General features: G+C 71.6%; 25 protein-coding genes. 11 read left to right on the plus strand and 14 right to left on the minus strand.

Annotated elements, in window-relative coordinates; genetic code table 11:
* Positions 1 to 83: 83 nt before the first annotated feature.
* Positions 84 to 1,088, minus strand: a complete 1,005-nt coding sequence (locus IE305_RS14090) for a hydroxyacid dehydrogenase (RefSeq protein ID WP_229890958.1) — start codon at positions 1,086 to 1,088, stop codon at positions 84 to 86.
* A 48-nt stretch (positions 1,089 to 1,136) separates the two neighbouring features.
* On the opposite strand from IE305_RS14090, the gene IE305_RS14095 reads away from it, so the two are divergent.
* From IE305_RS14095 to IE305_RS14110, 4 genes are all read left to right on the plus strand, one after another.
* The gene (locus IE305_RS14095; protein ID WP_190129906.1) at positions 1,137 to 1,694 is read left to right on the plus strand and encodes a GNAT family N-acetyltransferase; all 558 of its coding nucleotides are present in this window, start codon (positions 1,137 to 1,139) and stop codon (positions 1,692 to 1,694) included.
* Between the two features lie 13 nt (positions 1,695 to 1,707).
* Positions 1,708 to 2,967, plus strand: a complete 1,260-nt coding sequence (locus IE305_RS14100; RefSeq protein ID WP_190129907.1) for a sensor histidine kinase — start codon at positions 1,708 to 1,710, stop codon at positions 2,965 to 2,967.
* A complete protein-coding gene (locus tag IE305_RS14105) occupies positions 2,964 to 3,632 on the plus strand; it encodes a response regulator (RefSeq protein ID WP_190129908.1) in 669 nt (222 codons plus the stop codon). Before IE305_RS14100 ends, IE305_RS14105 begins: the two co-directional genes overlap by 4 nt.
* 177 nt (positions 3,633 to 3,809) lie before the next feature.
* On the plus strand, positions 3,810 to 5,057 hold the full coding sequence (locus tag IE305_RS14110; protein ID WP_190129909.1) for a serine hydrolase domain-containing protein: 1,248 nt from the start codon (positions 3,810 to 3,812) through the stop codon (positions 5,055 to 5,057).
* Between the two features lie 37 nt (positions 5,058 to 5,094).
* On the opposite strand, the gene IE305_RS14115 is transcribed toward IE305_RS14110, so the two are convergent.
* From IE305_RS14115 to IE305_RS14145, 7 genes are all read right to left on the minus strand, one after another.
* Positions 5,095 to 6,480, minus strand: coding sequence for an amidohydrolase family protein (locus tag IE305_RS14115; protein WP_190129910.1), 1,386 nt, complete (start codon positions 6,478 to 6,480; stop codon positions 5,095 to 5,097).
* 6 nt (positions 6,481 to 6,486) lie between these two features.
* Positions 6,487 to 7,971: a type IV secretory system conjugative DNA transfer family protein gene (locus IE305_RS14120; protein ID WP_190129911.1), complete on the minus strand. Its 1,485-nt coding sequence runs from the start codon at positions 7,969 to 7,971 to the stop codon at positions 6,487 to 6,489.
* Between the two features lies 1 nt (position 7,972).
* Positions 7,973 to 9,379 carry an ATP-binding protein gene (locus IE305_RS14125; RefSeq protein WP_190129912.1) on the minus strand — a complete coding sequence of 469 codons (1,407 nt, stop codon included), beginning with the start codon at positions 9,377 to 9,379 and terminating at the stop codon, positions 7,973 to 7,975.
* Positions 9,380 to 9,389: 10 nt separating this feature from the next.
* Positions 9,390 to 10,943 carry an SCO6880 family protein gene (locus IE305_RS14130; RefSeq protein WP_190130304.1) on the minus strand — a complete coding sequence of 518 codons (1,554 nt, stop codon included), beginning with the start codon at positions 10,941 to 10,943 and terminating at the stop codon, positions 9,390 to 9,392.
* 2 nt (positions 10,944 to 10,945) lie between these two features.
* On the minus strand, positions 10,946 to 12,337 hold the full coding sequence (locus IE305_RS14135) for a hypothetical protein (protein WP_190129913.1): 1,392 nt from the start codon (positions 12,335 to 12,337) through the stop codon (positions 10,946 to 10,948).
* Positions 12,327 to 13,136: a hypothetical protein gene (locus tag IE305_RS14140; RefSeq protein WP_190129914.1), complete on the minus strand. Its 810-nt coding sequence runs from the start codon at positions 13,134 to 13,136 to the stop codon at positions 12,327 to 12,329. Before IE305_RS14140 ends, IE305_RS14135 begins: the two co-directional genes overlap by 11 nt.
* 138 nt (positions 13,137 to 13,274) lie before the next feature.
* Positions 13,275 to 13,583, minus strand: a complete 309-nt coding sequence (locus IE305_RS14145) for a DUF8827 family protein (RefSeq protein ID WP_099199098.1) — start codon at positions 13,581 to 13,583, stop codon at positions 13,275 to 13,277.
* Positions 13,584 to 13,952: 369 nt separating this feature from the next.
* On the opposite strand from IE305_RS14145, the gene IE305_RS14150 reads away from it, so the two are divergent.
* Positions 13,953 to 15,014, plus strand: a complete 1,062-nt coding sequence (locus tag IE305_RS14150; RefSeq protein ID WP_229890960.1) for a serine/threonine-protein kinase — start codon at positions 13,953 to 13,955, stop codon at positions 15,012 to 15,014.
* Positions 15,015 to 15,040: 26 nt separating this feature from the next.
* Here the strand turns inward: IE305_RS14150 and IE305_RS14155 are convergent, their stop codons facing one another.
* Positions 15,041 to 15,274: a DUF397 domain-containing protein gene (locus IE305_RS14155; RefSeq protein WP_190129916.1), complete on the minus strand. Its 234-nt coding sequence runs from the start codon at positions 15,272 to 15,274 to the stop codon at positions 15,041 to 15,043.
* 146 nt (positions 15,275 to 15,420) lie between these two features.
* Between IE305_RS14155 and IE305_RS14160 the strand changes: the two genes are divergently transcribed.
* Positions 15,421 to 16,428, plus strand: a complete 1,008-nt coding sequence (locus IE305_RS14160) for a C40 family peptidase (protein WP_190130305.1) — start codon at positions 15,421 to 15,423, stop codon at positions 16,426 to 16,428.
* Positions 16,429 to 16,654: 226 nt separating this feature from the next.
* Complete coding sequence (locus IE305_RS14165) at positions 16,655 to 17,389, plus strand: phosphatase PAP2 family protein (RefSeq protein ID WP_190129917.1); 735 nt, start codon at positions 16,655 to 16,657, stop codon at positions 17,387 to 17,389.
* Between the two features lie 9 nt (positions 17,390 to 17,398).
* On the opposite strand, the gene IE305_RS14170 is transcribed toward IE305_RS14165, so the two are convergent.
* Complete coding sequence (locus tag IE305_RS14170) at positions 17,399 to 17,584, minus strand: hypothetical protein (protein ID WP_190129918.1); 186 nt, start codon at positions 17,582 to 17,584, stop codon at positions 17,399 to 17,401.
* A gap of 126 nt (positions 17,585 to 17,710) precedes the next feature.
* Between IE305_RS14170 and IE305_RS14175 the strand changes: the two genes are divergently transcribed.
* Both IE305_RS14175 and IE305_RS14180 read left to right on the plus strand, forming a co-directional pair.
* Positions 17,711 to 18,664 carry a hypothetical protein gene (locus tag IE305_RS14175; RefSeq protein ID WP_190129919.1) on the plus strand — a complete coding sequence of 318 codons (954 nt, stop codon included), beginning with the start codon at positions 17,711 to 17,713 and terminating at the stop codon, positions 18,662 to 18,664.
* 113 nt (positions 18,665 to 18,777) lie between these two features.
* Positions 18,778 to 18,963, plus strand: coding sequence for a hypothetical protein (locus IE305_RS14180; protein WP_190129920.1), 186 nt, complete (start codon positions 18,778 to 18,780; stop codon positions 18,961 to 18,963).
* A gap of 74 nt (positions 18,964 to 19,037) precedes the next feature.
* On the opposite strand, the gene IE305_RS33490 is transcribed toward IE305_RS14180, so the two are convergent.
* Entirely contained in the window at positions 19,038 to 19,475 is a 438-nt protein-coding gene (locus IE305_RS33490) for a metal-sensitive transcriptional regulator (protein WP_190130306.1), read from the minus strand.
* Between the two features lie 298 nt (positions 19,476 to 19,773).
* Here IE305_RS33490 and IE305_RS14190 point away from each other — a divergent pair, with 298 nt between their 5' ends.
* Together IE305_RS14190 and IE305_RS14195 are read left to right on the plus strand one after the other, a co-directional pair.
* Positions 19,774 to 20,394 carry a DUF47 domain-containing protein gene (locus tag IE305_RS14190; protein ID WP_190129921.1) on the plus strand — a complete coding sequence of 207 codons (621 nt, stop codon included), beginning with the start codon at positions 19,774 to 19,776 and terminating at the stop codon, positions 20,392 to 20,394.
* Between the two features lie 6 nt (positions 20,395 to 20,400).
* Positions 20,401 to 21,399, plus strand: coding sequence for an inorganic phosphate transporter (locus IE305_RS14195; protein ID WP_190129922.1), 999 nt, complete (start codon positions 20,401 to 20,403; stop codon positions 21,397 to 21,399).
* A 121-nt stretch (positions 21,400 to 21,520) separates the two neighbouring features.
* Here the strand turns inward: IE305_RS14195 and pstB are convergent, their stop codons facing one another.
* Genes pstB through pstC form a run of 3 tightly spaced genes read right to left on the minus strand, consistent with a single transcriptional unit; the run spans position 21,521 to position 24,415 of the window.
* Positions 21,521 to 22,300, minus strand: coding sequence for a phosphate ABC transporter ATP-binding protein PstB (pstB, locus tag IE305_RS14200; RefSeq protein ID WP_190129923.1), 780 nt, complete (start codon positions 22,298 to 22,300; stop codon positions 21,521 to 21,523).
* 34 nt (positions 22,301 to 22,334) lie between these two features.
* Positions 22,335 to 23,429, minus strand: a complete 1,095-nt coding sequence (pstA, locus tag IE305_RS14205; protein ID WP_190129924.1) for a phosphate ABC transporter permease PstA — start codon at positions 23,427 to 23,429, stop codon at positions 22,335 to 22,337.
* The gene (gene pstC, locus IE305_RS14210; RefSeq protein ID WP_190129925.1) at positions 23,426 to 24,415 is read right to left on the minus strand and encodes a phosphate ABC transporter permease subunit PstC; all 990 of its coding nucleotides are present in this window, start codon (positions 24,413 to 24,415) and stop codon (positions 23,426 to 23,428) included. The genes pstA and pstC overlap by 4 nt, the downstream gene beginning before the upstream one ends.
* Positions 24,416 to 24,459 lie beyond the last annotated feature (44 nt).

The following is a 24,459-nucleotide window of genomic DNA, read 5'->3' on the forward strand; positions in this document are numbered from 1 at the left end:
GAACAATTTTTGAGCCGTAGGCCCTGGTTTTTGACCGGGGCCTACGGCATTTTTGCGTTCCGGGCCATTCCACTCCCGCACCCTCACGCCAGCCGGCCGAGGTCGTACTTCTCCACCCGCCCCCGCAGCGGCAATCCCCGTACCCATCGCTCGATTTCCTCCACGGCGTACACCCCAAGCCGGCGCACCTCGCTGCCCTGAGCACCCGCGATATGCGGGGTGACCAGGACGTTCGGCAGGCCGAGCAGCGGGTGGCCCTGCGGCAGGGGCTCGGGGTCCGTGACGTCGAGGAAGGCCGCCAGCCGGCCCGCAGCGCATTCCTGCACCAGCGCGTCCGTGTCGACGAGCGACCCCCGGGCCGTGTTGATGACCGTGCCACCGTCCTGAATCAGCGCCAGGCGCCCCGCATTGAGCATGTGCCGTGTCTCCGGCAGCTCAGGCGCATGCAGGGTGACGACCGAACTCCGGGCACACAACTCGTCGAGCCCGACCCGCTCGGCACCCAGTCGCTGTGCCGCCTCGGGCACGGACACGTACGGGTCGTGGAGCAGAATGCGCAGACGTCCCGTCCGTAGGCGCGCGATGAGCCGCCGCCCGACACGGGAAGCCCCCACCACGCCCACAACGGCTCCGTCCGCACCGTGGCGTTCGAGGAATCCCGGCCGGCCCGCCTCTCCGCCCCTCGACGCATAGACCGCTGCTGTGCCGAGCGCTTGTTTCAGGGCGAGGAGCACGGCACCGTACGCGAAATCCGCGACCGGTTCCGCATTGGCGTCGGCCGCCGTCGTGACCGTGACACCCCGGTCCCACCACGAGCCCGAGCCGGAGCCGGAGCCCGGCAGCAGCCATTTCACCGATCCCGCCGCATGCACCACCAGCCGCAGGCGTCCTGCACGCTCGAGGAGTTCGTCCGTGAGGGGCGGGCAGCCCCACCCGGTGAGGAGGACGTCGGCACGGTGGAGTTCACCGAGCCCCGTCGCCACCGTGCCGCAGAGCGCCAGCCGTGTGCGGACGTCCGGCGGAAGGACGAGGCGTTCCTCCTCGGCCCCCATCGCCACCACGATCGTCGGCCGGTCACGGGCACCCATGCGTTTATGTGTTCCCGCTTTCCGGCGGCTTGGTGCGACGATCACCCAATGAAGCACACCATCCGCCAAATCCGCGCCGACGAATGGCGCCAGGCCAAGGAACTCCGCCTCGACGCGCTCCAGGACCCCGTCGCGTCCATAGCTTTCCTCGACACGTACGAGGACGCGGTGGCCAGGCCCGACAGCCACTGGCAGCAGCGCACCGCTGACGCGGCCGAAGGGAAGTCCGTCACCACGCTGGTCGCGGAGGCGCCCGACGGAACATGGACCGGGAGCGTGACCGTCCTCGTCGAACTCCCCGGCCAGGAAGCCGTCTTCGGCGGCTCGCCGACCGTACCGCAGACGCACCTCGTCGGCGTGTACGTGCGGCCCGCCGGGCGGGGCACCGGGCTGGCCGAGGAGTTGCTGCGGGCCGCGGTCGAGTGGTCGTGGGGCCGTCCGGACGTACGGGTCGAGCGCGCCCGGTTGTACGTGCACGAACGGAACCTGCGGGCCATGGCGCTGTACCGGAAGCTGGGGTTCGAGGAGACGGGGGTGACGGTGCCCATGGAGCGGGACCCGTCGGCGACGGAGTACGAGCTGGCAGTCGGCCGGCCTGACGCGTGAGAGGCGTACGTACATGACCTCGCCGTCACCCGCCCGGGTGTCGCTCGGGCCGCTCCTCCACCGGCTGCGCAGGGCCAACCCCTGGGTGGTCGACGCCGTCGTCACGGGCGTCGTGCAGATCGCGGTGACCGTCCCCTTCGTCGTGCCGCGGGCGGCGGACGTGCCGCCGGCGACCTGGTGGGCGTACGTGATGACGACGCTGACGGTGGTGCCGCTGCTCTGGCGCTCGCGTGCCCCGCTCGCCTGCCTGCTGGCGATCACGGCGGCCGGCTTCGCGTACGTGCCGATGCACGGGCCGGGGCAGCCGCTGCCGTACAGCTCGGTGGTGGCGTTCTTCACCGTCGCGGCCACGGGCGGCGTCTGGCAGCGGCGGGTCACGCTCTGGGCGGGCGTGCCGCTGGTGGGGCTGTCGGTGGCCGTGAAGACGAACACGGCGCGCGAGTACTTCTTCTCGTTCTTCCTGTTCAGCATGGTGTACGTGCTGGGCGTGCTGACGCGTACCCGGCAGGCGTACACCGAGGCGGTGGAGCAGCGGGCCGCGGAGCTGGAGAAGGCGCGGCTGGTCGAGGTCGCTCGTGCGGCGGAGCGTGAACGTGCCCGCATAGCGCGGGAGATGCACGACGTGCTCTCCCACGCGGTGAGCCTGATGATGGTGCAGGCCGAGGCGGGGCCGCTGTTGGTGCGGTCCGATCCGGAGCGGGCCGAGGCGGTGTTCGATGCGATCGCCGGGGCCGGGCGGGACGCGATGGTGCAGCTCCGCCGGATGCTGGGCGTGCTCCGGGAGGACGGGGAGGCGGGCGCGTCGCGTGCGCCGCAGCCGACGCTGGCCGGGCTCGGCGACCTGGTCGAGGAGGTGAGGCGGGCGGGGCTGGTGGTCCGTCTCGCGACGGAGGGCGAGCAGCGGGCGCTCGCTCCGGACGTGGAGGTGGCGGTCTACCGCGTCGTGCAGGAGGCGCTGACGAACGTGCTGAAGCACGCCGGGGCCGGGGCCGTCGTGGACGTACGTCTGGGCTGGTCCGCCGAACGGCTGACGGTGGGGGTGGAGGACGACGGCGGCGGCAGCGGCGGTGCCGGTGTCGGGGCCGGTGCCGGCCGGCGGAGCAGAAACGGTACGGCGGTGGTGTCCGGGGGCCGGGGGCTCGTCGGGATCCGGGAGCGGGCGGCGGCGCACGGCGGGTCGGCGCGGTTCGGGCCCGGCCCGGAGGGGCGCGGGTACCGCGTTGCTGCGGAGTTCCCGCTTGTGGTCTGCTCTGCGGCGGAGGTGGGGACGTGACGATCCGTGTGGTGGTGGCCGACGACCAGGAACTGGTGCGGGCCGGCTTTGCGTTGATCCTGGGGGCCCAGGCGGACATCGAGGTGGTCGCGGAGGCTGCGGACGGGGTCGAGGCGGTCGACGCCGTCCGGCAGCATGCCCCCGACGTGGTGCTGCTCGACATCCGGATGCCGCGCATGGACGGCATCGAGGCGGCCCGGGTGGTGTGCGCCGAGTCGGACACCAGGGCCATCATGCTGACGACCTTCGACCAGGACGACTACGTGTACGAGGCGCTGCACGCGGGCGCCAGCGGCTTCCTGCTGAAGGACGTGCGCCGGGACGACCTGGTGCACGCGGTGCGGGTGGTCGTGGCCGGCGACTCGCTGCTGGCGCCGTCGGTGGCGCGGCGCTTGGTGGCCGACTTCACCAGCAGGAAGCCGGCGCCCGAGCCGGAGGCGGCGGCCCGGCTGCGCGTTCTCACGCCGCGGGAGCGGCAGACGCTGGTGCTGATGGGGCGGGGCCTGTCGAACCCGGAGATCGCGGCGGAGATGTTCGTGAGCGAGCACACGGTGAAGACGCACGTGAGCAACGTGCTGGCGAAGCTGGGGCTGCGGGACCGCATCCAGGCGGTCGTCTGCGCGTACGAGACGGGTCTGATCGCGCCCGGGGCGGCGACGGTCTGAGGGCGCGCGCTCCCTCGCGTGAGGGAGTGGCGGAGGCGGGAAGATCCCTCGTTCCGGCGATCCGCCGGAGGGCCCGGCTCAGGAGGATGGAGGCATCGCAAGCGCTTGTTCTGCGCTTGTTCGCGCTTGTGTCGCGATGTTCCGCGATGCCCCTCAGCACTCTTCGGGAGATTCCTCATGGGCCGAACCAGCTTGCCGCGCGCCGGACGTGCCGTCCTCGCCGCTGTGGCCGCCACGACCGTCGCGGCCGTTCTCGGGGCGGTGGCGGTCAGTACGGCGTCCGCCTCGTCACCGCACGCGCGGGACGACGTGCCCGCCCGGGCGGCGGCTCCGGCCGCTGCGCGGACGGTGCCGAACGCCGAGGCGCTGCGCCGGGCGATCGCTCCTCCGCTGAAGGGCGCCACGGCGGCCCAGGCGCGGTTCCGGGACGGACGGGGCAGCTGGCAGGGCGCCTCGGGCGAGGCCGATATCCGTACGCACCGGGCCATGAAGGGTGACGAGCGGTTCCGGGTCGGCAGCGTCACCAAGACCTTCACGGCGGCGGTGGTGCTGCAGCTGGTGCACGAGGGCAAGCTGGACCTGGAGGGCTCGGTGCAGCGCTACCTGCCGGGTCTGCTCCCCGCCGGCTGGCCGGAGGTGAAGGTCAAGCACCTGCTCGACTACACGAGCGGTCTGCCGGGCGGCGACACCAGGGGCATGCCGGACGGCCCGGACTGGGACAAGGGGCGGTACACGACCTGGGACCACCGGGCGCTCGTGCAGAGCGGGCTCGGCAAGGGCTCGCTGTTCACGCCGGGCAGCAAGCAGAACTACTCCAACACCGACTACAACGTGCTCGGCCTGCTGATCGAGAAGGCCACCGGGCACCGCTACGAGCAGGAGCTGCGGCACCGCGTCATCGAGCCGCTCGGCCTCGAGGACACCTACAGCGTGGGTGACGAGCAGGGCATCCGTGGCCGCCACGTGCACGGATACCAGGCGGTCAAGCAGGCGGACGGCAGTTCGCGCCTGGTCGATGTGACCGAGTGGGACCAGTCCGAGACCTGGGCGTCCGGTGACCTCATATCGACCACCGCGGACCTCGAACGGTTCATGACAGCCCTCTTCAGCGGCCGGGTCGTCCCGCAGCCGCAGCTGGAGATGATGTTCACGGTGCCCCCTGTGCCGGCGTACGACGAGGAGAACCCGGCGTCCACCAAGCCGGCCACGTACACCAGCGGTATGCAGCGCTCCCGGCTCGACGACCACACCTACCTCTACGGCAAGACGGGCAGTCGCTACGGCTACGTGGACGGCTTCGCCGCCACCCGCAACCTGTCCCGTTCCCTCGTCTACGCGGTCAACTCCACGGACGCCAAGGGAAAGGCGACCAACCCGGTCGTCGCCGCCATCACGCAGGCGGCTCTTGCGCCCGCGAAGAAGTGACGTAGTGGCGCACCGGGCCGGTGTCCGGGGGACGTGGTCAGGAAGCCGGCCCGGAGGCCAGGTCCTCCAGGAGGCGGTGGCGCTCCGGCTCGTCGATGAGCCGGCCCCGGGTGACCACTGCGGTGATGCGCAGGGTGTTGCGGATGTCCCGTAGAGGGTCGGCGGCGAGGACGACGAGGTCGGCGGCCTTGCCGGGGCTGATCGTGCCGAGGGTGCCGGCCAGGCCGAAGGCACGGGCCGGTGCGACGGTGGCGGCGTGCAGGGCGACGGCAGGGGGCAGGCCGGCGTCGGTGAGCAGGGCGAGTTCGTGGTGCAGGGCGAAGCCGGGCACGAGGCAGGGGGTGCCAGTGTCGGTGCCGGCGAGGAGAGGGACTCCGCGGGCGTGGAGTTCGCCGACGGTGCGGAGCCGGCGCTCGAAGAGCGGGCCGGTGCCGGGGGAGAGGAGCGGTTCGAGCTGCTGGGGCCAGGCGGCGCTGAGCCGGTGGGGGACGTAGCGCCACTCGTCGGCGTGGTCCCGGGCGGTATCGGGCCGTTCGATCGTGCGGTGCATGCCCAGGGTGGGGGTGATGTACGTGCGGTTCCGGGCCAGGTGGTCGAAGGCGCGGTGGGCGCGGCCCCGGTCGTACGACTGCACGGCCCGCTGCTCCAGGGCGCGGACCTGGACGAACCAGTCGTGGTAGCGGCGCATGGTGCTGCCCTCGCCCGGGTCCACGCGGACGCGGGCCAGGCCCTGGCGGAGGCCGGCCTCCTCGGCGGAGGTCGACAGCAGAAGGGGGTGGAGATGCTCGACGGTGAGCTGTCCGGCGTCGGACGCCTCGGTGACGGGTACGGCGTCGGGGCAGTGGCCGGCGAAGGGAAGGCCCCGGCGGCGGGCCTCGTCGGCCAGGGCGTGGAAGGGCTCCCGGCCCAGCCGGGTGTAGACCTTCACAAAGTCGGCGCCGTCGGCGGCGATCCTGCGCACGGCCTCGCGGGCCTCGGCCTCGGTGCCGGCCTCGATGGTCGGTGCCGCCCACAGGTCGGCCGTCCACAGGCCCGGGGAGCCGTCCACGAAGGTGCTCGCCATCACCCACCGGGGCCCGAGTGCGTCGCCGCGTTCGGCCCGGGCGCGTACGGCATGGGCGGCGGGGGTGCCCCACATCTCGCGGACGGTCGTCACGCCCATGAGGGGATACAGCCGGGTGGTGTCGGTGGCGGCGCGGATCGTGTGGACGTGGGCGTCGAAGAGGCCCGGGACGACGTAGCGGCCCGTGAGGTCGACGGTACGGGCGCCGGGTGGGACGGGTGTGGTGGCGGAAGGGCCGACGGCGGTGATGCGGTCACCGGTGAGGAGGAGGGTCATGTCCGGCTCGGGAGGGCGCTCGCCCGGTGCGGCGATCAGGGTCGCGTGGGTGAGGGCGGTGACGGCCGTGGGGTCGGCGGGCATGAGGACCTACCTCGTGGTCAGGGTCTGGCGCGGCCAGCGGGCCCGGGCCTGTTCCTCGGAGCGCATCAGGGCGAGCGTGGGAAGGCCCTGGGCCTCCCCGTCCGCCAGCAGGTCGGGGAGGTCGGGCAGCGGTGCCACCGCCGCCACGTCGTCCAGCACGAGGCTGAGTGGTGGGTCGAGCCGGCCGGAGGATGACCGTGCGGCCATGCGGCGGCCGTGCTCGACCACGCTTGAGGCGAGTGCGGTGAGCAAGGGCATCGCACCCGGGCGGGTGCGCGGGTCCTCAATCGCCTCACCCACCACGTACAGGGTTCCCCCTTCGGCGGCAAAAGATTCCAGCGCAAGGGAATTGGCCCGATGGGGGGTACAGGCGTCACGGATGTGGACTGCCGAGAGGGCGTTGAGGGCGCGGCTCGTCAACTCCTGGGCCATCTCCTTGCGTTCCGGGTGGCCGGTGAGGGCCGATTCGAGCTCGCCCGCGACGCCCGCCGTGGCCTTGGGGTTCGTGCGGAGGATGCGGACCGGTTCGTGGGCGGCGGCGCCCTGGGCCCAGCGGTGCACCTGGCGGAAGGGGCGGCCGTCGACGGCGGCGGCGTGCAGCCAGCACCGCAGCAGGGTCTCGGCGGTGTCGGCGGTCGCCGAGTCCAGGGCGCTCGGAGGCCGTACGGGGGCGAGGAGCGCCGTGGCGCGGGCGGCGGCCGTGTCGCGGGACGTACAGCCGCTGGTGGGGTTCCAGCGGAGCCGGTCGGGCGTGTCCAGGCGGTGGGTGGGGTCGAATACGAGCACCGGGCCGAGCTTGGCCCTGGCCGCCTTGGTGTCCGCCCACAGGGCGGGGTCGCTGGTGACGACGAGGACCGCGCCGGGCGCGTCCAGGACCGCGCGGGTGGCCGGGGCCCGGCGCGCGGTGGTGAAGAGCAGACGTGGCGGCGGCGCGGGGGCGAGGTCGGTGGCGGGGCGTGGTGCGGGGACGGGCGCCACGGCGGGGGCCGCAGGGGGCGTTTCCGTTGCTGTGGGAGCGGGCTCGGTCGCCGGCGGTGTCGTCGCAGCCGCAGTCGTGGCAGTGGCTGGGGTCGTGGCCGTACGGTCGTCGTCCTGTGGTGCTGGTTCGGCCGTGGCCTCCGCCCTGCGGGCGCGGACCAGGCGCCAGCGGGCGACCGTGCCGATCACGAACGTCATCAGCACCACCGACACCAGCACCTCGCTCACGAGCAGGCCCCAGAAGAGACCGTACCCGGGAAGCTGGTCGTGGGGGGTGTCCGGCCAGGCGGCGGGGAGGTCGCGGGGCTGGGTCATGAGGTGGCGCATGGCGAGCGGGGTGCGGGCGAGGGACATGCCGTCGGGCCAGTCGCCGTGGGCGAGGAGCCCTGCCAGGCCGCCTGCGGCCCAGACCAGGAACGTCAGGCCCAGCAGGAAGCCGATGACGCTGAGCAGGACGCCGTCGGGGATGCCGCGTTCGCCGGCGCCGTTGCCGCCGCTCCGTACCGCCGCCATGTCAGGCCACCGTGGACTCGGACGACGAGCCGTAGAACTCCGCCTCCATCGCGGCGGCGGCGCGCTCGGCGACCGCGGCCTCCGCGGCCAGGTCGCGGGCGGTGTCGCCGTCCTCCGTCATGGCGCGGTCGGTGTAGACGAGGGGGCGTTCGGCGTCGGTGACGAGGTGTTTGACGACCTGGACGTTGCCGTTGACGTCCCAGACGGCGATGCCCGGCGTGAGCGTGGGAATGATCTCCACGGCCCAGCGGGGGAGGCCGAGGACGCGGCCGGTGGCGCGGGCCTCGTCCGCCTTCTGGGCGTAGATGGTGCGGGTGGACGCCATCTTGAGGATGGCGGCGGCCTCCTTGGCCGCCGCGCCGTCGACGACGTCGGAGAGGTGGTGGACGACGGCCACGAAGGACAGGCCGAGGCGGCGGCCGAACTTGAGGAGGCGCTGGAAGAGCTGGGCGACGAACGGCGAGTTGATGATGTGCCAGGCCTCTTCGACGAGGAAGATGCGCTTGCGCCGGTCGGGCCGGATCCAGGTGTGTTCCAGCCACACGCCGACGATCGCCATGAGGATGGGCATGGCGATGGAGTTGCGGTCGATGTGGGACAGGTCGAAGACGATCAGGGGGGCGTCGAGGTCGATGCCGGCGGTCGTCGGGCCGTCGAACATGCCGCGGAGGTCACCGTCGACCAGGCGGTCCAGGACCAGGGCGACGTCCAGGCCCCAGGCGCGTACGTCGTCTATGTCGACGTTCATCGACTCGGCCGACTCGGCCTCGGGGTGGCGGAGCTGTTCGACGATGTCGGTGAGGACGGGCTGCCGGTCCCTGATCGTCTCGTTGACGTAGGCGTGGGCGACCTTGAGGGCGAAGCCGGCGCGTTCGTCGAGGCCGCGGCCGGTGGCCACCTCGATGATGGTGCGGAGGAGGGCCAGCTGGCCGGTGGTGGTGATGGCCGGGTCGAGCGGGTTGAGGCGGATGCCGCCGTCGAGGGCGGCCATGGGGTCGAGCCGGATGGGGGTTATGCCGAGCTGCTGGGCGATGAGGTTCCACTCGCCGACGCCGTCCTCGCCCTGCGCGTCGAGGACGACGACCTGCCGATCGCGGAAGCGCAGCTGGCGCAGCACATAGGTCTTCTCCAGCGCCGACTTGCCGTTGCCGGACTCGCCGAGGACGAGCCAGTGGGGGGCGGGCAGCTGCTGGCCGTAGAGCTGGAAGGGGTCGTAGATGTAGCCCTTGCCGGAGTAGACCTCGCGGCCGATGATGACGCCCGAGTCGCCGAGCCCCGGGGCGGCCGTGGGCAGGTAGACGGCCTGCGCCTGCCCGGTGGAGGTGCGGACCGGCAGCCGGGTGGTCTCCACCTTGCCGAACAGGAAGCTGGTGAACGCGTCGGTGAGGGTGGCGAGCGGATCGAGCACGGCATTGCCCCTATCGTCGGATGCCGGTCGCGAACGGCAGCGTGTTGACGAACGCCCTGTGGTGTTCCCGGTCGCACCACTCGAGCTTGAGGTAGCTCTTGCCGGCCGAGGCTCTGATGGTCCTCTTGTCGCGCGCCAGGGCCTCGGGGGAGCGCGAGGAGACGGTGATGTACCCGACGAGGTTGACGCCGGCCGCGCCGCTGGCGAGGTCCTCGCCGCGCTGGTCGACGCGGGAGTGGTGGGCGACGTCGCGGGGGTCGACGACGCGGTTCATCTTGGCGGCGCGGGAGGCGTCGGCGTCGTCGTTGGTCTTCTCCGTGAGCATGCGCTCGATGGCCACATCGGTGGGTTCGAGGTCCATGCAGACGGCGACGGTGCGGATCACGTCGGGGGTGTGGACGAGGAGCGGGGCGAGGAAGTTCACCCCCACGGGGGTCATCGGCCATTCCTTGACCCATGCGGTGGCGTGACACCAGGGCGCGCGGGTTGACGACTCACGGGTCTTGGCCTTGAGGTGCGTGGCGTCGGTGGCGTCGAGCTCGGCCGGCCAGGCGTTGCGCTTCGTCATGGCCTGGATGTGGTCGATGGGGTGGTCGGGGTCGTACATGGAGTGGACGAGGGACGCCAGGCGGGCCTGGCCCAGCGGCTGCCGCACCCGGATGTCGGCCTCGGCGAGCCGTGCGCAGATGTCGGTGAGTTCGCGGGCCATGACGACGGCGAGGCCAGCGTCGCGGTCGATGTGCCGGCGGCCGCCCTCCTGGCGGGCGGCGCGTGCGATGGCCTGGGCCTCGGCGGCCAGTTCCCGGCTGTAGTGCATGCACGCCACCAGGTAGGCGCGGTGCTGCTCCGAGGAGGTCGACACCATCGACTGGAGCTGGTCGTAGGAGTTCTTGAGCCACTCCGGTGCCCGCTCGTCGCCGCGCCGTTCGACGTCCTTGGCGTGCGCGTCGGGGTCGGCGGGGAGGGTGCGGGCGAGCATCTGGATGCGGGTGACGTAGCCGTCGCCGTTGGCGACGTGCTTGAGGAGGGTGCCGAACCGTTCGACCAGGGCCTCCTGGTCCTCCGAGTCGCGCAGGCCCACGCCGGGCCCCTCGATCTCGATGGCGGCGGTGACGGTGCGGCGGTCGGCGTGCAGCAGCACGGCGATCTCGTCGGGCCCGAAGGGCGCGGCGAGCCAGTTGATGCGCCCGATGCCCGGCGGCGGCCCGACCTCCACCTCCCGCCCGTCCAGGCGGGTGCCGGCCTCCATGGCGGAGGAACGGTACGTCGCGCCCTTGCGCACGATCCGCTTGTAGGAGCGGTTGATCTCGAACCACTTGTAGAACGTGCGGTGCCGGTACGGCACGTAGACGGCTGCCAGGGCGAGCGCCGGGAAGCCGGTGAGCGTGACGATCCGCAGCGGCAGCACCGGCACGAGCAGCCCGCACATCATGCCGAGGAAGGCGCCGGCGATGATCAGTGCGATCTCGCCGCTCTCCCGGTTCTTGCCGACGACGGCATTGGGCCGGGCGCGGCCGATCAGATACGTCCGGCGGGCCGCGACCGGCTGGGACTGCGCCTGGATCGTCAACTCCGCTCACCTCCGGATGTCGTGCTCGTGCTGTTGTTCTGCGCGCGGGGCGCGGGAATGGCGGAGGGAGCGCTTCCGCCGCCGGTGCCGGCGGCCGGGGCGGCGGCGGGTGGTGGCGGTGCGGTGGCGGGGCGGGCGCTGTGGGCGGTGACGCCGCCGGAGACGGAGTGCGCGGGCCGGGCCGTCCGGCTGCCGCCGTCGCCGCGGGCGCTGTGCGTGGTGATGCCCTGCTTGACGAGCGCGGCGGGCGAGGAGATCACGGCCGCGGCCTGGCGCGAGGCGGCGTCGCTGCTGGCGCTGCGGCTCTTGATGATCTCGTCGCCGAAGCCGGGGACGAAGCGGTAGATCATGGCGCTGGCGAAGATCGCGAGAATGATGATGGCCAGCCCGGACACGACGGCGGAGAAGGCCCCGGGGCCCTTGCCGGTCGACAGCGCGCCGGCCAGGCCCAGCACGATCATGATGACCGGCTTGACGAGGATCACCGCGATCATGATGCCGGCCCAGCGGCGGACATGGCCCCACATGTTCTTGTCGACCAGCCCCGAGTACACGGCGGTACCGAGGAGCGCCCCTACGTACAGCAGCGCGGCCCGCACCACGAGCTCCAGCCACAGCACGCCCGCGGCGAGGACCGAGACCAGGGACACGACGATCAGCATGATCGGCCCGCCGCCGATGCCGTCGCCCTTCTTCAGGGCCTCGGAGAACCCGCCGAAGAACTGGTCGTTGTTGGCGGCCGTGCCGCGAATGATCGCCTCGGTGACGGCGTCGGTGGCGGACGTGACGGTGTAGAGCACGAGCGGCGTGAACGCGGAGGCCAGCACGGTCAGCCACAGGAACCCGACGGCCTCGGTGACCGCCTCGCTGAACGGCACCCCGCGCACGGCACGCTTGGCGACGGCGAGCAGCCAGAGGATGAGCGTGAGAACGGTGGAGGCGGCGAAGACGACGGCGTACTGGCGGAGGAAGGTGCCGTTGGTGAAGTCGACCTGCCCCGTGGCGCGGACGGCGTCGGAAAGCTTGTGAATGATCCAGGAGGCGGCGTCGGCGCATCCCTTGGCCAGGGAGGAAAGGGGGTCGACGGAGTCCGCGGGGGCGGTTTGGGAGGGGGTGGTGGTTCCGGCTCCGGTGCCACCTTTGCAGTAGTCCTTTGCGGGTCCGCGAATCAGGTCGCAGGGGTCGTTGCTCGCCCCGGCGCTCGGCGCTGGTGTGGCGGCTGCGCTGCCCGACGGCGTGGGCGTCGGGCCGGTGGAGCCGCTTGCTCCAGGAGCCGGCGTCGGGGTGGGGGACGGCGCTGCGAAGGCGCGCGCGGAGAGCACGACGACCAACGCCTGGAGCGAGGCAACGGTGGCGATGAGCCTGCCGACGCGACCGCTAGCGGGCATAGGTGAACCCTCCGAACCCTTGGACGGCGTCCGACATGTCCTTGGCCGTGGAAGCGGCCTGGTCCCTGCCGACGGGCGTCGGCCCGTCCTTCTGCGTGAAGCCGGTGATCTTCCAGTCGTCGCCTGTCCACTTCAGGTCGAAGGTGTTGGTGTACCAGCCCTCGGACACCGGGGTCTTCGAGCCCTCGCCGGCGATGCCGAACAGCGTGCTGTACCAGACGGCGACGCTGGCCGTGTCACCCTCGTACTTGAGCGTCCTGGTGCCGACGGGGTTGGTGCGGGACACGAAGGTCATGCCTTTCGGCGCGTTGCCGCTCCCGTCGAGACCGATCTTGTTCAGGAAGCCGGGGTCGGAGTAGACCTTGTCGAGGTCGCCGCGACGCGCGTCGGCGAACTCGGGGGCGTACACCGCGTCCACGATCGCCCGGCGGCTCTCCGCCCTGAACATCCCGTCCCCGCCCAGCGCCACCGCGTAGTTCGCCGCCGCCGACTGCGCCCCCTGTTCCGTGTGTGCGAAGCCGGACGCGATGTCTCCGGTCTTGCCGTCGACCGGTTTGACGCCCGAAGGGCGGGTTGCGGCCGGGGACGGGCGGGTTGCTTTGTCCGCCGCCGTGGGGGTGCCGTCGTCGCCGCCCCGGTTGGCGAAGGCGATGGCCGCGAGCAGGAGGACCACCACGCCGGCGCCCATGGCCAGGTTCCTCCGGCCCGAAGGGCCCCGGCGTCTTGCCGCGGGGTACGGGTCGGCCTCGCCCTCGGGCAGCCGCGTACGGGTCATGTGGCCGTCGTCGCCGGGACTCATCGCTCGCCTGCTCCCTCGTGGGTCGTCGTCGCTGCCTTGCCGCCCGTATATGACGGTAGCGGTGTGAAGGGAATCCCGGGGCTGGGCGAGGGGGAGTGAGGGGGCATCAGGTGGCGAACCCGGAGTGGTGTGGGGCGGTCAGACGGCCATGCCGTAGACGATGGTGAACAGCGTCCCGAGCGAGCCGATGATGAAGACGCCGGTCAGGCCGGCGACGATGAGGCCCTTGCCCTGTTCCGCGCTGAACGTGTCGCGCAACGCCGTCGCACCGATGCGCTGCTTCGCCGCGCCCCAGATGGCGATCGCCAGGCACAGCAGGATGGCCACCGCCATGATGACCTCGATCATCACGCGGGCTTCCCTGCCGAGCTGCCCGAACGGGCCCCAGTTCGGGGCGATTCCGCCAATGATGGTGTTGATGTCGCCCTTGCCGGCCGCCAGAAACATCGCTAACTCACCGCCCCAAAACGGGTAGTTGTCGTGCCCTCGCCGGACGGCAGAGGTCAGGCCCTATCTTCGCCGACAACCCCGCATTCGCATGTCGATTTGGCGGCATTTTTTGTCGCTCCTCGTACGAGTGATCACCGTCACGGCCTTGACCCGCCCCTGACCTGCGGCGGGGCGGCGGAAGGGCGACGGCGAAGGGCGTTGTCGGTGGGTCCGCTTATGGTGACCGTGTGTATCACGTGTGATGACGCCGAGCAATGTCGGGCGGGGGCCGGGCGGAAGGCGGGGGAGAGACGGTGTTCGAACGACTGTGTGTCCGGTGGGTACTCTTCCTGCTCTGCGCACGGGTATGGATCAAAGGTGGTACGAGTGCTGGTTGCCGGTCGTTACCGGTTGGGGGAGCCGCTCGGCCGCGGCGGCATGGGCGAGGTCCTGCAGGGCTTCGACGAGGTGCTGGGCCGGCAGGTGGCCGTGAAGCTGCTCCTCGGCGACGACGGCGACGATTCCGCCGCGACGCGCTTCCGCATGGAGGCCCAGACGGCCGCCCGTCTCAACCATCCGAACGTCGTCGCCGCCTACGACTTCGGCGAGTGGGAGGGCCGCTTCTACCTGGTGATGGAGCTGGTCCAGGGGCCGAGCCTGGCCGCCGAGCTCACCGCGCAGGGCACGCTGCCCGTGCGGCGCGTGGCCGCGCTGGCCGCGCAGGCGGCCTCCGGGCTGGCCGCGGCGCACCGGCAGGGAGTCGTCCACCGGGACGTGAAGCCGGGCAACCTCATGGTGGACACCGGCACGGGCGCCCTGAAGATCGGCGACTTCGGCATCGCCCGCTTCGTCGACGAGACCTCCGCCGGGCTGACCCGCGCCGGCCAGATCGTCGGCACCAGCACGTACCTCGCGCCCGAGCGGGCCCTGGGCCGCACGGCCGGGCCGGAGTCGGACGTCTACGCGCTGGGCTGCGTGCTGTACCAGCTGCTCGTGGGCCGGCCGCCCTTCTGGTCCGAGAACCCCACCACGCTGCTGTACATGCACGTGGACAGTCCGCCCGTGCCGCCGCGCGGGCAGCGGCCCGACCTGCCGTGCGCCTTCGAGACCTTCCTGCTGCGGATGCTCGCCAAGCAGCCGGAGGACCGGCCCTCCGCCCAGGAGGCCGCGGAGTTCTTCGGCGGCGAGGCGTGGCGGGACCGGCCCCAGCCCCTCCCGCAGGCCCGGCAGGAGCCCCTGCCCGGGCCGGCCGTTCCGCCCATGCCCTCCGCACCGCCGGGCGTACCGCCCGCCCTTCAGCGGGAGACCACGACCACGTACGCGCTGCCGTCGGCGCGGCAGGCGCGGCCCGCCGCGGCCGTGTTCCGCCGGCCGCAGCTGGTCATGGGTGCGCTGGCCGGCGTGGTGGTGTTCTGCCTGGCGGCGATGGTGGGCGCCGTGCTCTTCTGAGCCGTGCCTCCGCGGATGCCGGGCGGCTAGTCGATGTCCTCGACGAAGTGGTCGAACTCGCCCGCCCGTACGCCCAGCACGAAGGCGTCCCACTTCTTGCTGGTGGTGATGACCACCTTCTCCGGGTTGGTGTTCTCCCGGATGTAGACGTTGTCGTCGCCGTTCTCGCCGAACGCCACCTCCAGGTAGACCTCCATGGTCTCGTCGTCGGTGGCGGGGATCCACTTCAGGCCGTCCGGCACTCGCTGCGACTGCGACATGGCGCTCACCATAGTGGGCCGGGGGCGCGTGCGCCGTGCGGTCCGGGTGCACCGGCGCGAACACCGGGTCGTGGAATGCCCTCTGGTGACGGCCCGTCGGCTGATGCAGTCTTGGACGTTGTTCCGTGAGTGGGGAGGATGGCGAGGTGCGCAAGGTCTGGGCCGGGGTGGGCATCGGCGCCGGGTTGTGCCTGGGGCTGCTGGGCCTGCTCTTCGTCGGCGTGTACGTGGCCGCGGGGAGCATCGCCGGGACCGCCCGCGGCACCGTGGGGCTCGCGCAGGGTTCCGTCCCCGAGCAGTACCAGGGTCTCGTCGCCAAGTGGGGCAACCTCTGTCCCGCGCTCAATCCCGCGATCCTGGCGGCGCAGTTGTACACCGAGAGCAACTGGAACCCCCGGGCCGTCAGCCCGGCCGACGCCCGCGGGATAGCGCAGTTCATCCCCGAGACGTGGGCCGGCCACGCCATCGACGGCAACGGGGACGGCAAGCGGGACATCTGGGACCCGGCCGACGCCATCCCGTCCGCCGCCGCGTACGACTGCGACCTGGCGCAGTACATCAAAAACGTGCCGGGCGACCTCACGGACAATATGCTCGCCTCGTACAACGCGGGCTCGTACGCCGTCATCAAGGCCGGCGGCATCCCGCCGTACAACGAGACACAGGGGTACGTGCGGTCCATCCGCAGCCTGGAGAAGAGCTTCGCCCGGCCCGTGGGCAGGGTGGCGCCGTCGCAGCAGGCCGCGGGTGCCATCTACTTCGCGCAGGAGAAGCTGGGCACGCCCTACCTGTGGGGCGGCGACGGCACGCCGGAGGACAACGGGCGGTTCGACTGCTCGGGCCTGACCAAGGCCGCGTACGCCACCGTCGGCATCGAACTGCCGCGCGTGGCGAACGACCAGTGGAACGCGGGGCCGCACCCCAAGAGGGACGAGCTCCTGCCCGGCGACCTCGTGTTCTATGCCACCGACCTGAAGGACCCGCGGACCATCCACCACGTGGGGCTGTACGTCGGTGGCGGCTACATGATCCATGCGCCGCGCACGGGGGCAGTCATCCGGTTCGAGAAGATCGACTCGCAGCCGGACTACATCGGAGCGACGCGGGTGACGACGGACGGCGCGAAGGCGCTGCCGCGCCGGGGCGCGGTGTGAGCGGGGCGTGAGCGACGCGGGGTGAACGGGGGATGAACGCCGCCCTCGGGGAAGGGTGGTGGGTCACCCTTGGATAACGTCCTAGTGATCATTGGGTGGAGAGGGGAACGGCCGGCCGGAGCCGGGCGTTCCATTGAAGTGGGAAAGCAGCGCCGCACGCTGCGGCGCACGGACCAACGGGGGTCGGTGACCGACGTAGCGACAGGCGACAGATAGGGGCCGGGCGATGGCTGGACTCGTGACGGGAGACTCCATGCCGATGGCCGGGGGCGAGACGAACCCCGACGTCAGCCTTCTCTACGACATCAACGGGATCGCCCGGTCCGCGCCGGGCTGGGTGGACCGGACGATGGAGTTCGTCGGCGAGTACGGCATCGTGTGCGGCTTCGCCGTGCTGATGCTGTGCGCCTGGTGGAGCGTGCGCCGCGGCAAGGACGCGCCGGCCGGTGTGGCGGCGCTGCTGTGGGCACCGCTGGCGGCCGGGATCGCGCTGCTGGTCAACATTCCGATCCGGGGGTTCGTCCGGCGGCCCCGCCCCTTCCTCGACCACCACGGGCTGGACGTGCTGGTGCCGGGGAAGACGGACTACTCGTTCGTCAGCGACCACGCGACGCTGACGATGGCGCTCGCCGTCGGCCTGTTCGTGGCGCACCGCAAGTACGGCCTCGTCGGCATCGGGCTGGCGGTGCTGGAGGGCTTCTCCCGGGTCTACCTGGGCGTGCACTACCCGACGGACGTCGTCGGCGGCCTCGCGCTCGGTACGGCGGTGGCGCTGCTGCTGGCGCCGCTGGCGATGATGGCGCTCACGCCGTTGACGCGGTGGGTCGCGGGGACGCGCGCCGCCCGGCTCGTACGGGCCCCGGGTGCGGCCGGCCCGTCGGTGGTGCCGGCGGCGGGGGTCGACATGGTGGGCGAGGAGCGGGAGTCACCGCTGCGGCACGACCGCGACCTGGCGGCGTAGCGGCGTGAGTTACGGGCGGCGCTGCCCCGGCAGTGCCGCCCGTTCATGCTGCTCGGCGTCCTCGCGGGCGAGCGAGCGGGCCCGGCGGGCCGGCCCGTACCAGCCGCAGGAGCAGCGGGCCGTGCAGAAGGAGCCGCGTTCGGTGGTGGTGGTCGTGTGCTCCGCGGGGTGGGGCGCGGTGACGTGTTCGGACACGTGGCTCACGCTACCGGGCCGTGACGGCGAGCCCCGGGCGGTCGTTGGAGAGAACAGGTTTCACACCTATGTGGCACCTGGTCCATTTCGTACAGTTCGTACGTTCCCAGCGAGGGGCTCACGGTCATGGCGGTGCACGGGCACGGGCGTGCGGGCGCGGCCGTCGCCACGGCGGTGGCGGGCGGTCTGGCCCTCGGGCTGCTCGTGCTGTCCGGCTGCGGGGAGCGGGACGGGGCGGACGGCGCGGCCGACGGCAGAGGGGGCCGGGCCGCGGGCGGCGGCCGGGTGCAGCCGGTGAGCCTGGGCGGCTTCCGGGGCACGGCCGTGGACCCGGTGCGTGCGCTGGAGGTCGTACGGCGGGCGGCGGGGACGCTGGCGGACGCGGGCGGGGCGCAGGTGCGGACGGCCATGGAGACGGTGAGCGGGGGTACGCGGCTGACGATCCGGGGCCTGGGGACGTACGACTTCGCGCGGCCGGTGGGGCGGCTGACGGTGTTGTTGCCGGAGGGAGAGGCGGGACGGGCGGGGCACCGGCCGATCACGGAGGTTTTCGTTCCGGGCGCGCTCTATATGAAGAACCGCGGGGCCGGGGTGCTGGCGGACAAGTGGGTGCGGCTGGAGACGGGCGCGCTGCCGGACGGCAACCTGCTGACGAGCGGCGCGACGGACCCCCTGGCGGCGGCCGAACTGCTGGCCGGCGCGCGTGAGGTGGCGTACGCCGGGGAGGACCGGTTGCGCGGGGTGCGGGTGGCGCACTACTGGGGGACGATCGACCTGGAGCGGGCGGCGCGGCAGGCGCCGGCCCGGGACCGGGCGCCGCTGGCCGCCGCGGCGAAAGGGTTCTCCAGTGGCATGGTGGCGTTCGACGCCTATCTGGACGAGGCGGGCCGGCCCCGCCTGGTGCGGTACCGGTTCGGGGTGGGGCCGGCGGTGGCGGCGAGCGCCGCTCCCTCGGGGCCGCCGCCGTCGATGACGGTGGAGTCGGTGGTCGAGTTGTTCGGCTTCGGGCCGCGGCCCGTCATCGAGCTGCCCGCGCCCGGCGAAATCTATGCGGGCACGGTGGCTTCCCCGCAGAAATAGCGCGAGCGGGCGTAGTTGGCCATGGAAATGGTCCTTCTGTGCCATGCGCGGCCTGTGTACCGATCACTACGCTGGAATGCCGTAGGTGTGAAAGACCCGAGGAGGTGAATCACGTGGTTTCGCGGCGCGGTTCGTCCGGCGGGCCGGATCCCGTGGCCCTCATCGAGATCGACCTCTACGGCGATTTGATGATCGCCGCGTCCAGTGCGGTGGAGGAGCGCCTGAGTCAGGACCGCATCGACGAGGTGCTCAGGGTGGTGCGCCAGCCGGGCCGGGGCGAGGCCGCGCCGGAGGGCTGACGCACCCCGCCGGGCCGCGCCTCCCGCCCGGCCGCGCCCCTTCCTCCGGGCCGCGCCTGCGTACCCGGCGCCCGCTACGTACGCAGCAGCCGTGCGATCGCCGCCGTGGCCTCGGCGACCTTCGCCTCCACCTCGTCGCCGCCCTTGCGGGCCGCGTCCGCGACGCAGTGGCGCAGGTGCTCCTGGAGGAGCTGGAGGGCGAAGCTCTGCAGGGCCTTGGTGCCGGCGGAGACCTGGGTGAGTATGTCGATGCAGTAGACGTCCTCCTCGACCATGCGCTGGAGGCCGCGGATCTGGCCCTCGATCCGGCGCAGCCGCTTGAGGTGCTGGTCCTTCTGCTCGCTGTAGCCGTGCGGGCCCGGTACGGCGGGGGAGGCGCCGGCGGCCGCAGTGGTGGACGCCGCGCCGGCGTGGCCGTGGCAGGCGGCGGCCTCGCCGTGGGAGGGCGTACCGGATTCCGGCCCGGACCGGCCCTCAGTGGCGCTGGTCACTCCGGCGTCCGTGGTGGTCATGGCGTCCTCCGCTGGGGTGTCGGGGCGGTCGGGGGCATCTGTGCTGCTCATCGCTGGTTGTCCCCTGCTTGTTCGCGGGGCGGCCGGGGAAGCGGTGATATCCGGCGGGTCGGTCCGGATTGCCCGTTTCTCATACCCCCGCCGGGTATATCGTACCGACAATCACCGGTCCGGGCCGGTACCGCGATTCCTGAGCACTCTGCCCGATGGGCGACACTGAGGTAATGCCAGTTAGCTGTGGCTGGATGATGCGCCTAGCATCAACGAGACCGAATCCGCTGTACCCCGAGGATCTCACGTGCGCTTTCGTCTGACCCCCAGGGAGACGAGCTTCTACGACATGTTCGCGGCCTCCGCGGACAACATCGTCACGGGCTCGAAGCTCCTGATGGAACTGCTGGGCGCGGACGCGTCCGCCCGGGCCGAAATCTCCGAGCGCATGCGGGCAGCGGAGCACGCGGGGGACGACGCGACGCACGCGATCTTCCACCAGCTGAACTCCTCCTTCATCACGCCCTTCGACCGCGAGGACATCTACTCCCTCGCGGGCTCGCTCGACGACATCATGGACTTCATGGAGGAGGCCGTCGACCTGGTCGTCCTCTACCAGATCGAGGAGCTCCCCAAGGGCGTCGAGCAGCAGATCGAGGTGCTGGCGCGGGCCGCCGAGCTGACGGCCGAGGCCATGCCGAACCTGCGCACGATGACCAACCTCACCGAGTACTGGATCGAGGTCAACCGGCTGGAGAACCAGGCCGACCAGATCCACCGCAAGCTGCTGGCCCAGCTCTTCAACGGCAAGTACGACGCCATCGAGGTGCTGAAGCTCAAGCAGGTCGTGGACGTGCTGGAAGAGGCCGCGGACGCGTTCGAGCACGTGGCGAACACGGTCGAGACCATCGCGGTCAAGGAGTCCTGACCTCCGGTGGATACGTTCGCACTCGTCGTGACCATCGCGGTCGCGCTGGGCTTCACCTATACCAACGGTTTCCACGACTCCGCCAACGCCATCGCGACCTCGGTCTCGACGCGCGCGCTGACGCCGCGCGCGGCGCTGGCCATGGCCGCCGTGATGAACCTCGCCGGTGCCTTCCTCGGCAGCGGCGTCGCCAAGACGGTCAGCAAGGGCCTGATCGAGACGCCGGTGGGCGACAAGGGGATGGGCATCCTCTTCTCGGCCCTGGTGGGCGCGGTCGCCTGGAACATGATCACCTGGTACTTCGGCCTGCCCTCGTCCTCCTCGCACGCCCTGTTCGGCGGCATGGTGGGCGCGGCGCTCGCGGGCGGCACGACCGTCATCTGGTCGGGCGTCGTCGAGAAGGTCGTCGTTCCGATGTTCCTCTCGCCGTTCGTCGGCCTGATCCTGGGCTACCTGGTGATGGTCGTGATCCTGTGGCTCTTCCGCAGGGCCAACCCGCACAAGGCCAAGCGCGGCTTCCGCATCGCCCAGACGGTGTCCGCCGCCGGCATGGCGCTCGGCCACGGCCTGCAGGACGCGCAGAAGACCATGGGCATCGTCGTGATGGCGCTGGTCATCGGTGACGTGCAGGGCAAGGACGAGGCGATCCCGCTGTGGGTGAAGCTCGCCTGCGCGATCACGCTCTCCCTCGGTACGTACGCGGGCGGCTGGCGGATCATGCGGACCCTCGGCCGCCGGATCATCGAGCTGGACCCGCCGCAGGGCTTCGCCGCGGAGACGACGGCCGCCTCCGTCATGTACACCGCGTCGTTCATGTACCACGCGCCGATCTCCACCACCCACGTCATCACCTCGGCGATCATGGGTGTGGGCTCCACCAAGGGCACCCGCGCGGTGCGCTGGGGCGTCGCGAAGAACATCGTGCTCGGCTGGTTCATCACCATGCCGGCCGCGGCGCTCGTGGCCGCGTTCAGCTTCTGGCTGGTCAACCTGGCCTTCGGCTGACCGGACACCGGAAGACACCGAACGGCACGGGCCCGCCCCCTGGTACGAGCAGGGGGCGGGCCCTTCGCCTTGCGGCGGCACCGCCATGCAGCACCGCAAGGCGGCTCGGGAGGGGCGCGGTCTAGCCGAAGCGGCCCGAGATGTAGTCCTCCGTGGCCTGCACGGAGGGGTTGGAGAAGATGCGCTGCGTGTCGTCGATCTCCACCAGCTTGCCCGGCTGGCCGACGCCCGCCAGGTTGAAGAAGGCCGTGCGGTCCGAGACGCGGGCGGCCTGCTGCATGTTGTGGGTGACGATCACGATCGTGAACCGTTCCTTCAGCTCGCCGATCAGGTCCTCGATCGCCAGCGTGGAGATCGGGTCGAGGGCCGAGCAGGGCTCGTCCATCAGCAGCACCTGCGGCTCCACGGCGATCGCGCGGGCGATGCACAGGCGCTGCTGCTGGCCGCCGGAGAGGCCGGCGCCGGGCTTGTCGAGCCGGTCCTTGACCTCCTTCCACAGGTTGGCGCCCTGCAGCGACCGCTCCACGAGGGCGTCGAGGTCCGCCTTGCGGAGCCGGCCGCCGTTGAGGCGGACGCCGGCCACCACGTTCTCGTAGATCGACATGGTGGGGAACGGGTTCGGGCGCTGGAAGACCATGCCGACGGTGCGGCGTACGGAGACGGGGTCGACACCGGCGCCGTAGAGGTTCTCGTCGTCCAGCAGCACCTTGCCCTCGACGCGGCCGCCGGGGGTGACCTCGTGCATGCGGTTCAGGGTGCGCAGGAAGGTGGACTTGCCACAGCCGGACGGGCCGATGAAGGCGGTCACGGAGCGGGGCTCGACGGTCATCGAGATGTCCTCGATGGCCTTGTGGGAGCCGTAGTAGGCGGTCAGGCCGCTGACGTCGATGCGCTTGGCCATGGGATCACTGCTTCTTTCGGGGTGTTCGACCGCGTCAGCGGCTCGTCTTGGGGGCCTTCCAGCGGGCGATGCCCCTGGCCACCAGGTTGAGGATCATGACGAAGGCGATGAGGACCAGGGCCGCGGCCCAGGCGCGGTCGTAGCTGGCCTCGTTGCCGGCCGCCCACTGCTCGTAGATGTAGTACGGCAGCGACGACTGGGCGCCCTCGAAGGGGTTGTTGTTGATCACCTGCGAGCCGAAGACCAGCAGGACGATCGGGGCGGACTCGCCGGCGATGCGGGCGACCGCGAGCATCACGCCGGTGGCGATGCCGCCGATCGCGGTGGGCAGCACGACCTTGAGGATGGTGCGCCACTTGGGCACGCCGAGGGCGAGGCTCGCCTCGCGCAGCTCGTTGGGGACGAGCTTGAGCATCTCCTCCGTGGAGCGGACGACGACCGGCATCATCAGGATGGCGAGCGCCATGGAGCCCGCGAGGCCGGAGTAGCCGAAGTCCAGCATCAGGATCCAGAAGCTGAGGACGAACAGGCCCGCGACGATCGACGGGATGCCCGTCATGACGTCGACGAAGAAGGTGACGGCCCTGGCGAGCCGGCCGCGGCCGTACTCCACCAGGTAGACGGCGGTCAGCAGGCCGACGGGCGCGGCGATGGCGGTGGCGATGCCCACCTGCTCCAGCGTGCCGATGATGGCGTGGTAGACGCCGCCGCCCGGCTGGATGGTGAGGACGCCCGCCATGGAGTGGCTGAGGAAGGTGCCGTCCAGGACCTTCACGCCGCGCGAGACCGTCTCCCAGACGAGGGAGACGAGCGGCACGACGGCGACCAGGAAGCAGACCCAGACGAGGGTGGTGGCCAGGCGGTCCTTGGCCTGCCGCAGGCCCTCGACGCGGGTGGCGACGCCGAGCGTCGACAGCACGTAGAGGAGGGCGGCGATCAGGCCCCACTGCACGTGGCTGCCCAGGCCCGCGGCCAGGCCGACGGCCGAGCCGGCCGCCGCCGAGCCGGCCGCGAGCGCGTAGGGCGCCCAGCGGGGCAGGCGGGGGCGGTGCAGGGAGGTGCGGGGGAGGGGCGCACTGCCGGAGGGCGTGTCGGTGATGACGGGCTGGTCCATCATGGCCTCGCTCATGCCGCGTACTCCTTGCGCCGCGCGATGATCATCCGGGCGGCGCCGTTGACCAGGAGGGTGAGGACGAAGAGGACGAGGCCGGAGGCGATGAGTGCGTCCTTGCCCAGTTCGCCGGACTCCTTGAAGCTGCTGGCGATGTTCTGGGCGAAGGTGCCGCCGCCCGGGTCGAGCAGGCTCTTGCCGATCTCGAAGCTGGGGGAGAGGACGGTCGCGACGGCCATCGTCTCGCCGAGGGCGCGGCCCAGGCCGAGCATGGAGGCGCTGATCACGCCCGAGCGGCCGAAGGGGAGGACGGCCATCCGGATGACTTCCCAGCGGGTCGCGCCGAGGGCGAGGGCGGCCTCCTCGTTCATCCGCGGCGTCTGCCGGAACACCTCACGGCTGACGCTGGTGACGATCGGCAGGATCATGATCGCCAGCAGGATGCCGATGGTGAACAGCGAGCGCGGCGCGCCGTCGTGGTACTCGAGGATGCCGGTCCAGCCGAACCAGTCGTTCAGCCAGGCGTAGAGGTCCTTGAGGTGCGGGACGAGGAAGAGGGCGCCCCACAGGCCGTAGACGATGGACGGCACGGCGGCGAGCAGGTCGATCACGTAGGACAGCGGCGTGGCGAGCTTGCGCGGCGCGTAGTGCGTGATGAAGAGCGCGATGCCGATGGCGACGGGGACCGCGATGGCCATCGCGATCAGCGAGCTGACGACCGTGCCGAAGGCCAGGACGGCGATGCCGAAGACGGGCGGGGTGGCGTTGGCGCTCCACTCGAAGGTGGTGAAGAAGTTGCCCTCGTCGTGGGAGAGGGCGTTGGCGGCCCGGACGGTGAGGAAGACCGCGATGGCGGCCATGATCACCAGGAGGAGGATGCCGGAGCCGCGGGAGAGGGCGAGGAAGACGCGGTCGCCGGGGCGGGTGGCGTTCTTCGCCCGGGCCGGGTCCGGTTCCGGGGCCGGGGCCCCGGGGGCGGTGGCTGGAGCTGGGGATATGTCCATGGGTGGCTGTCTCCGGTCTGCGGGGGCGGCTCCCGGCGGGGCGT

It is taken from the genome of Streptomyces mashuensis (genome assembly GCF_014654785.1).
Taxonomy (GTDB): Bacteria; Actinomycetota; Actinomycetes; order Streptomycetales; family Streptomycetaceae; genus Streptomyces; species Streptomyces mashuensis.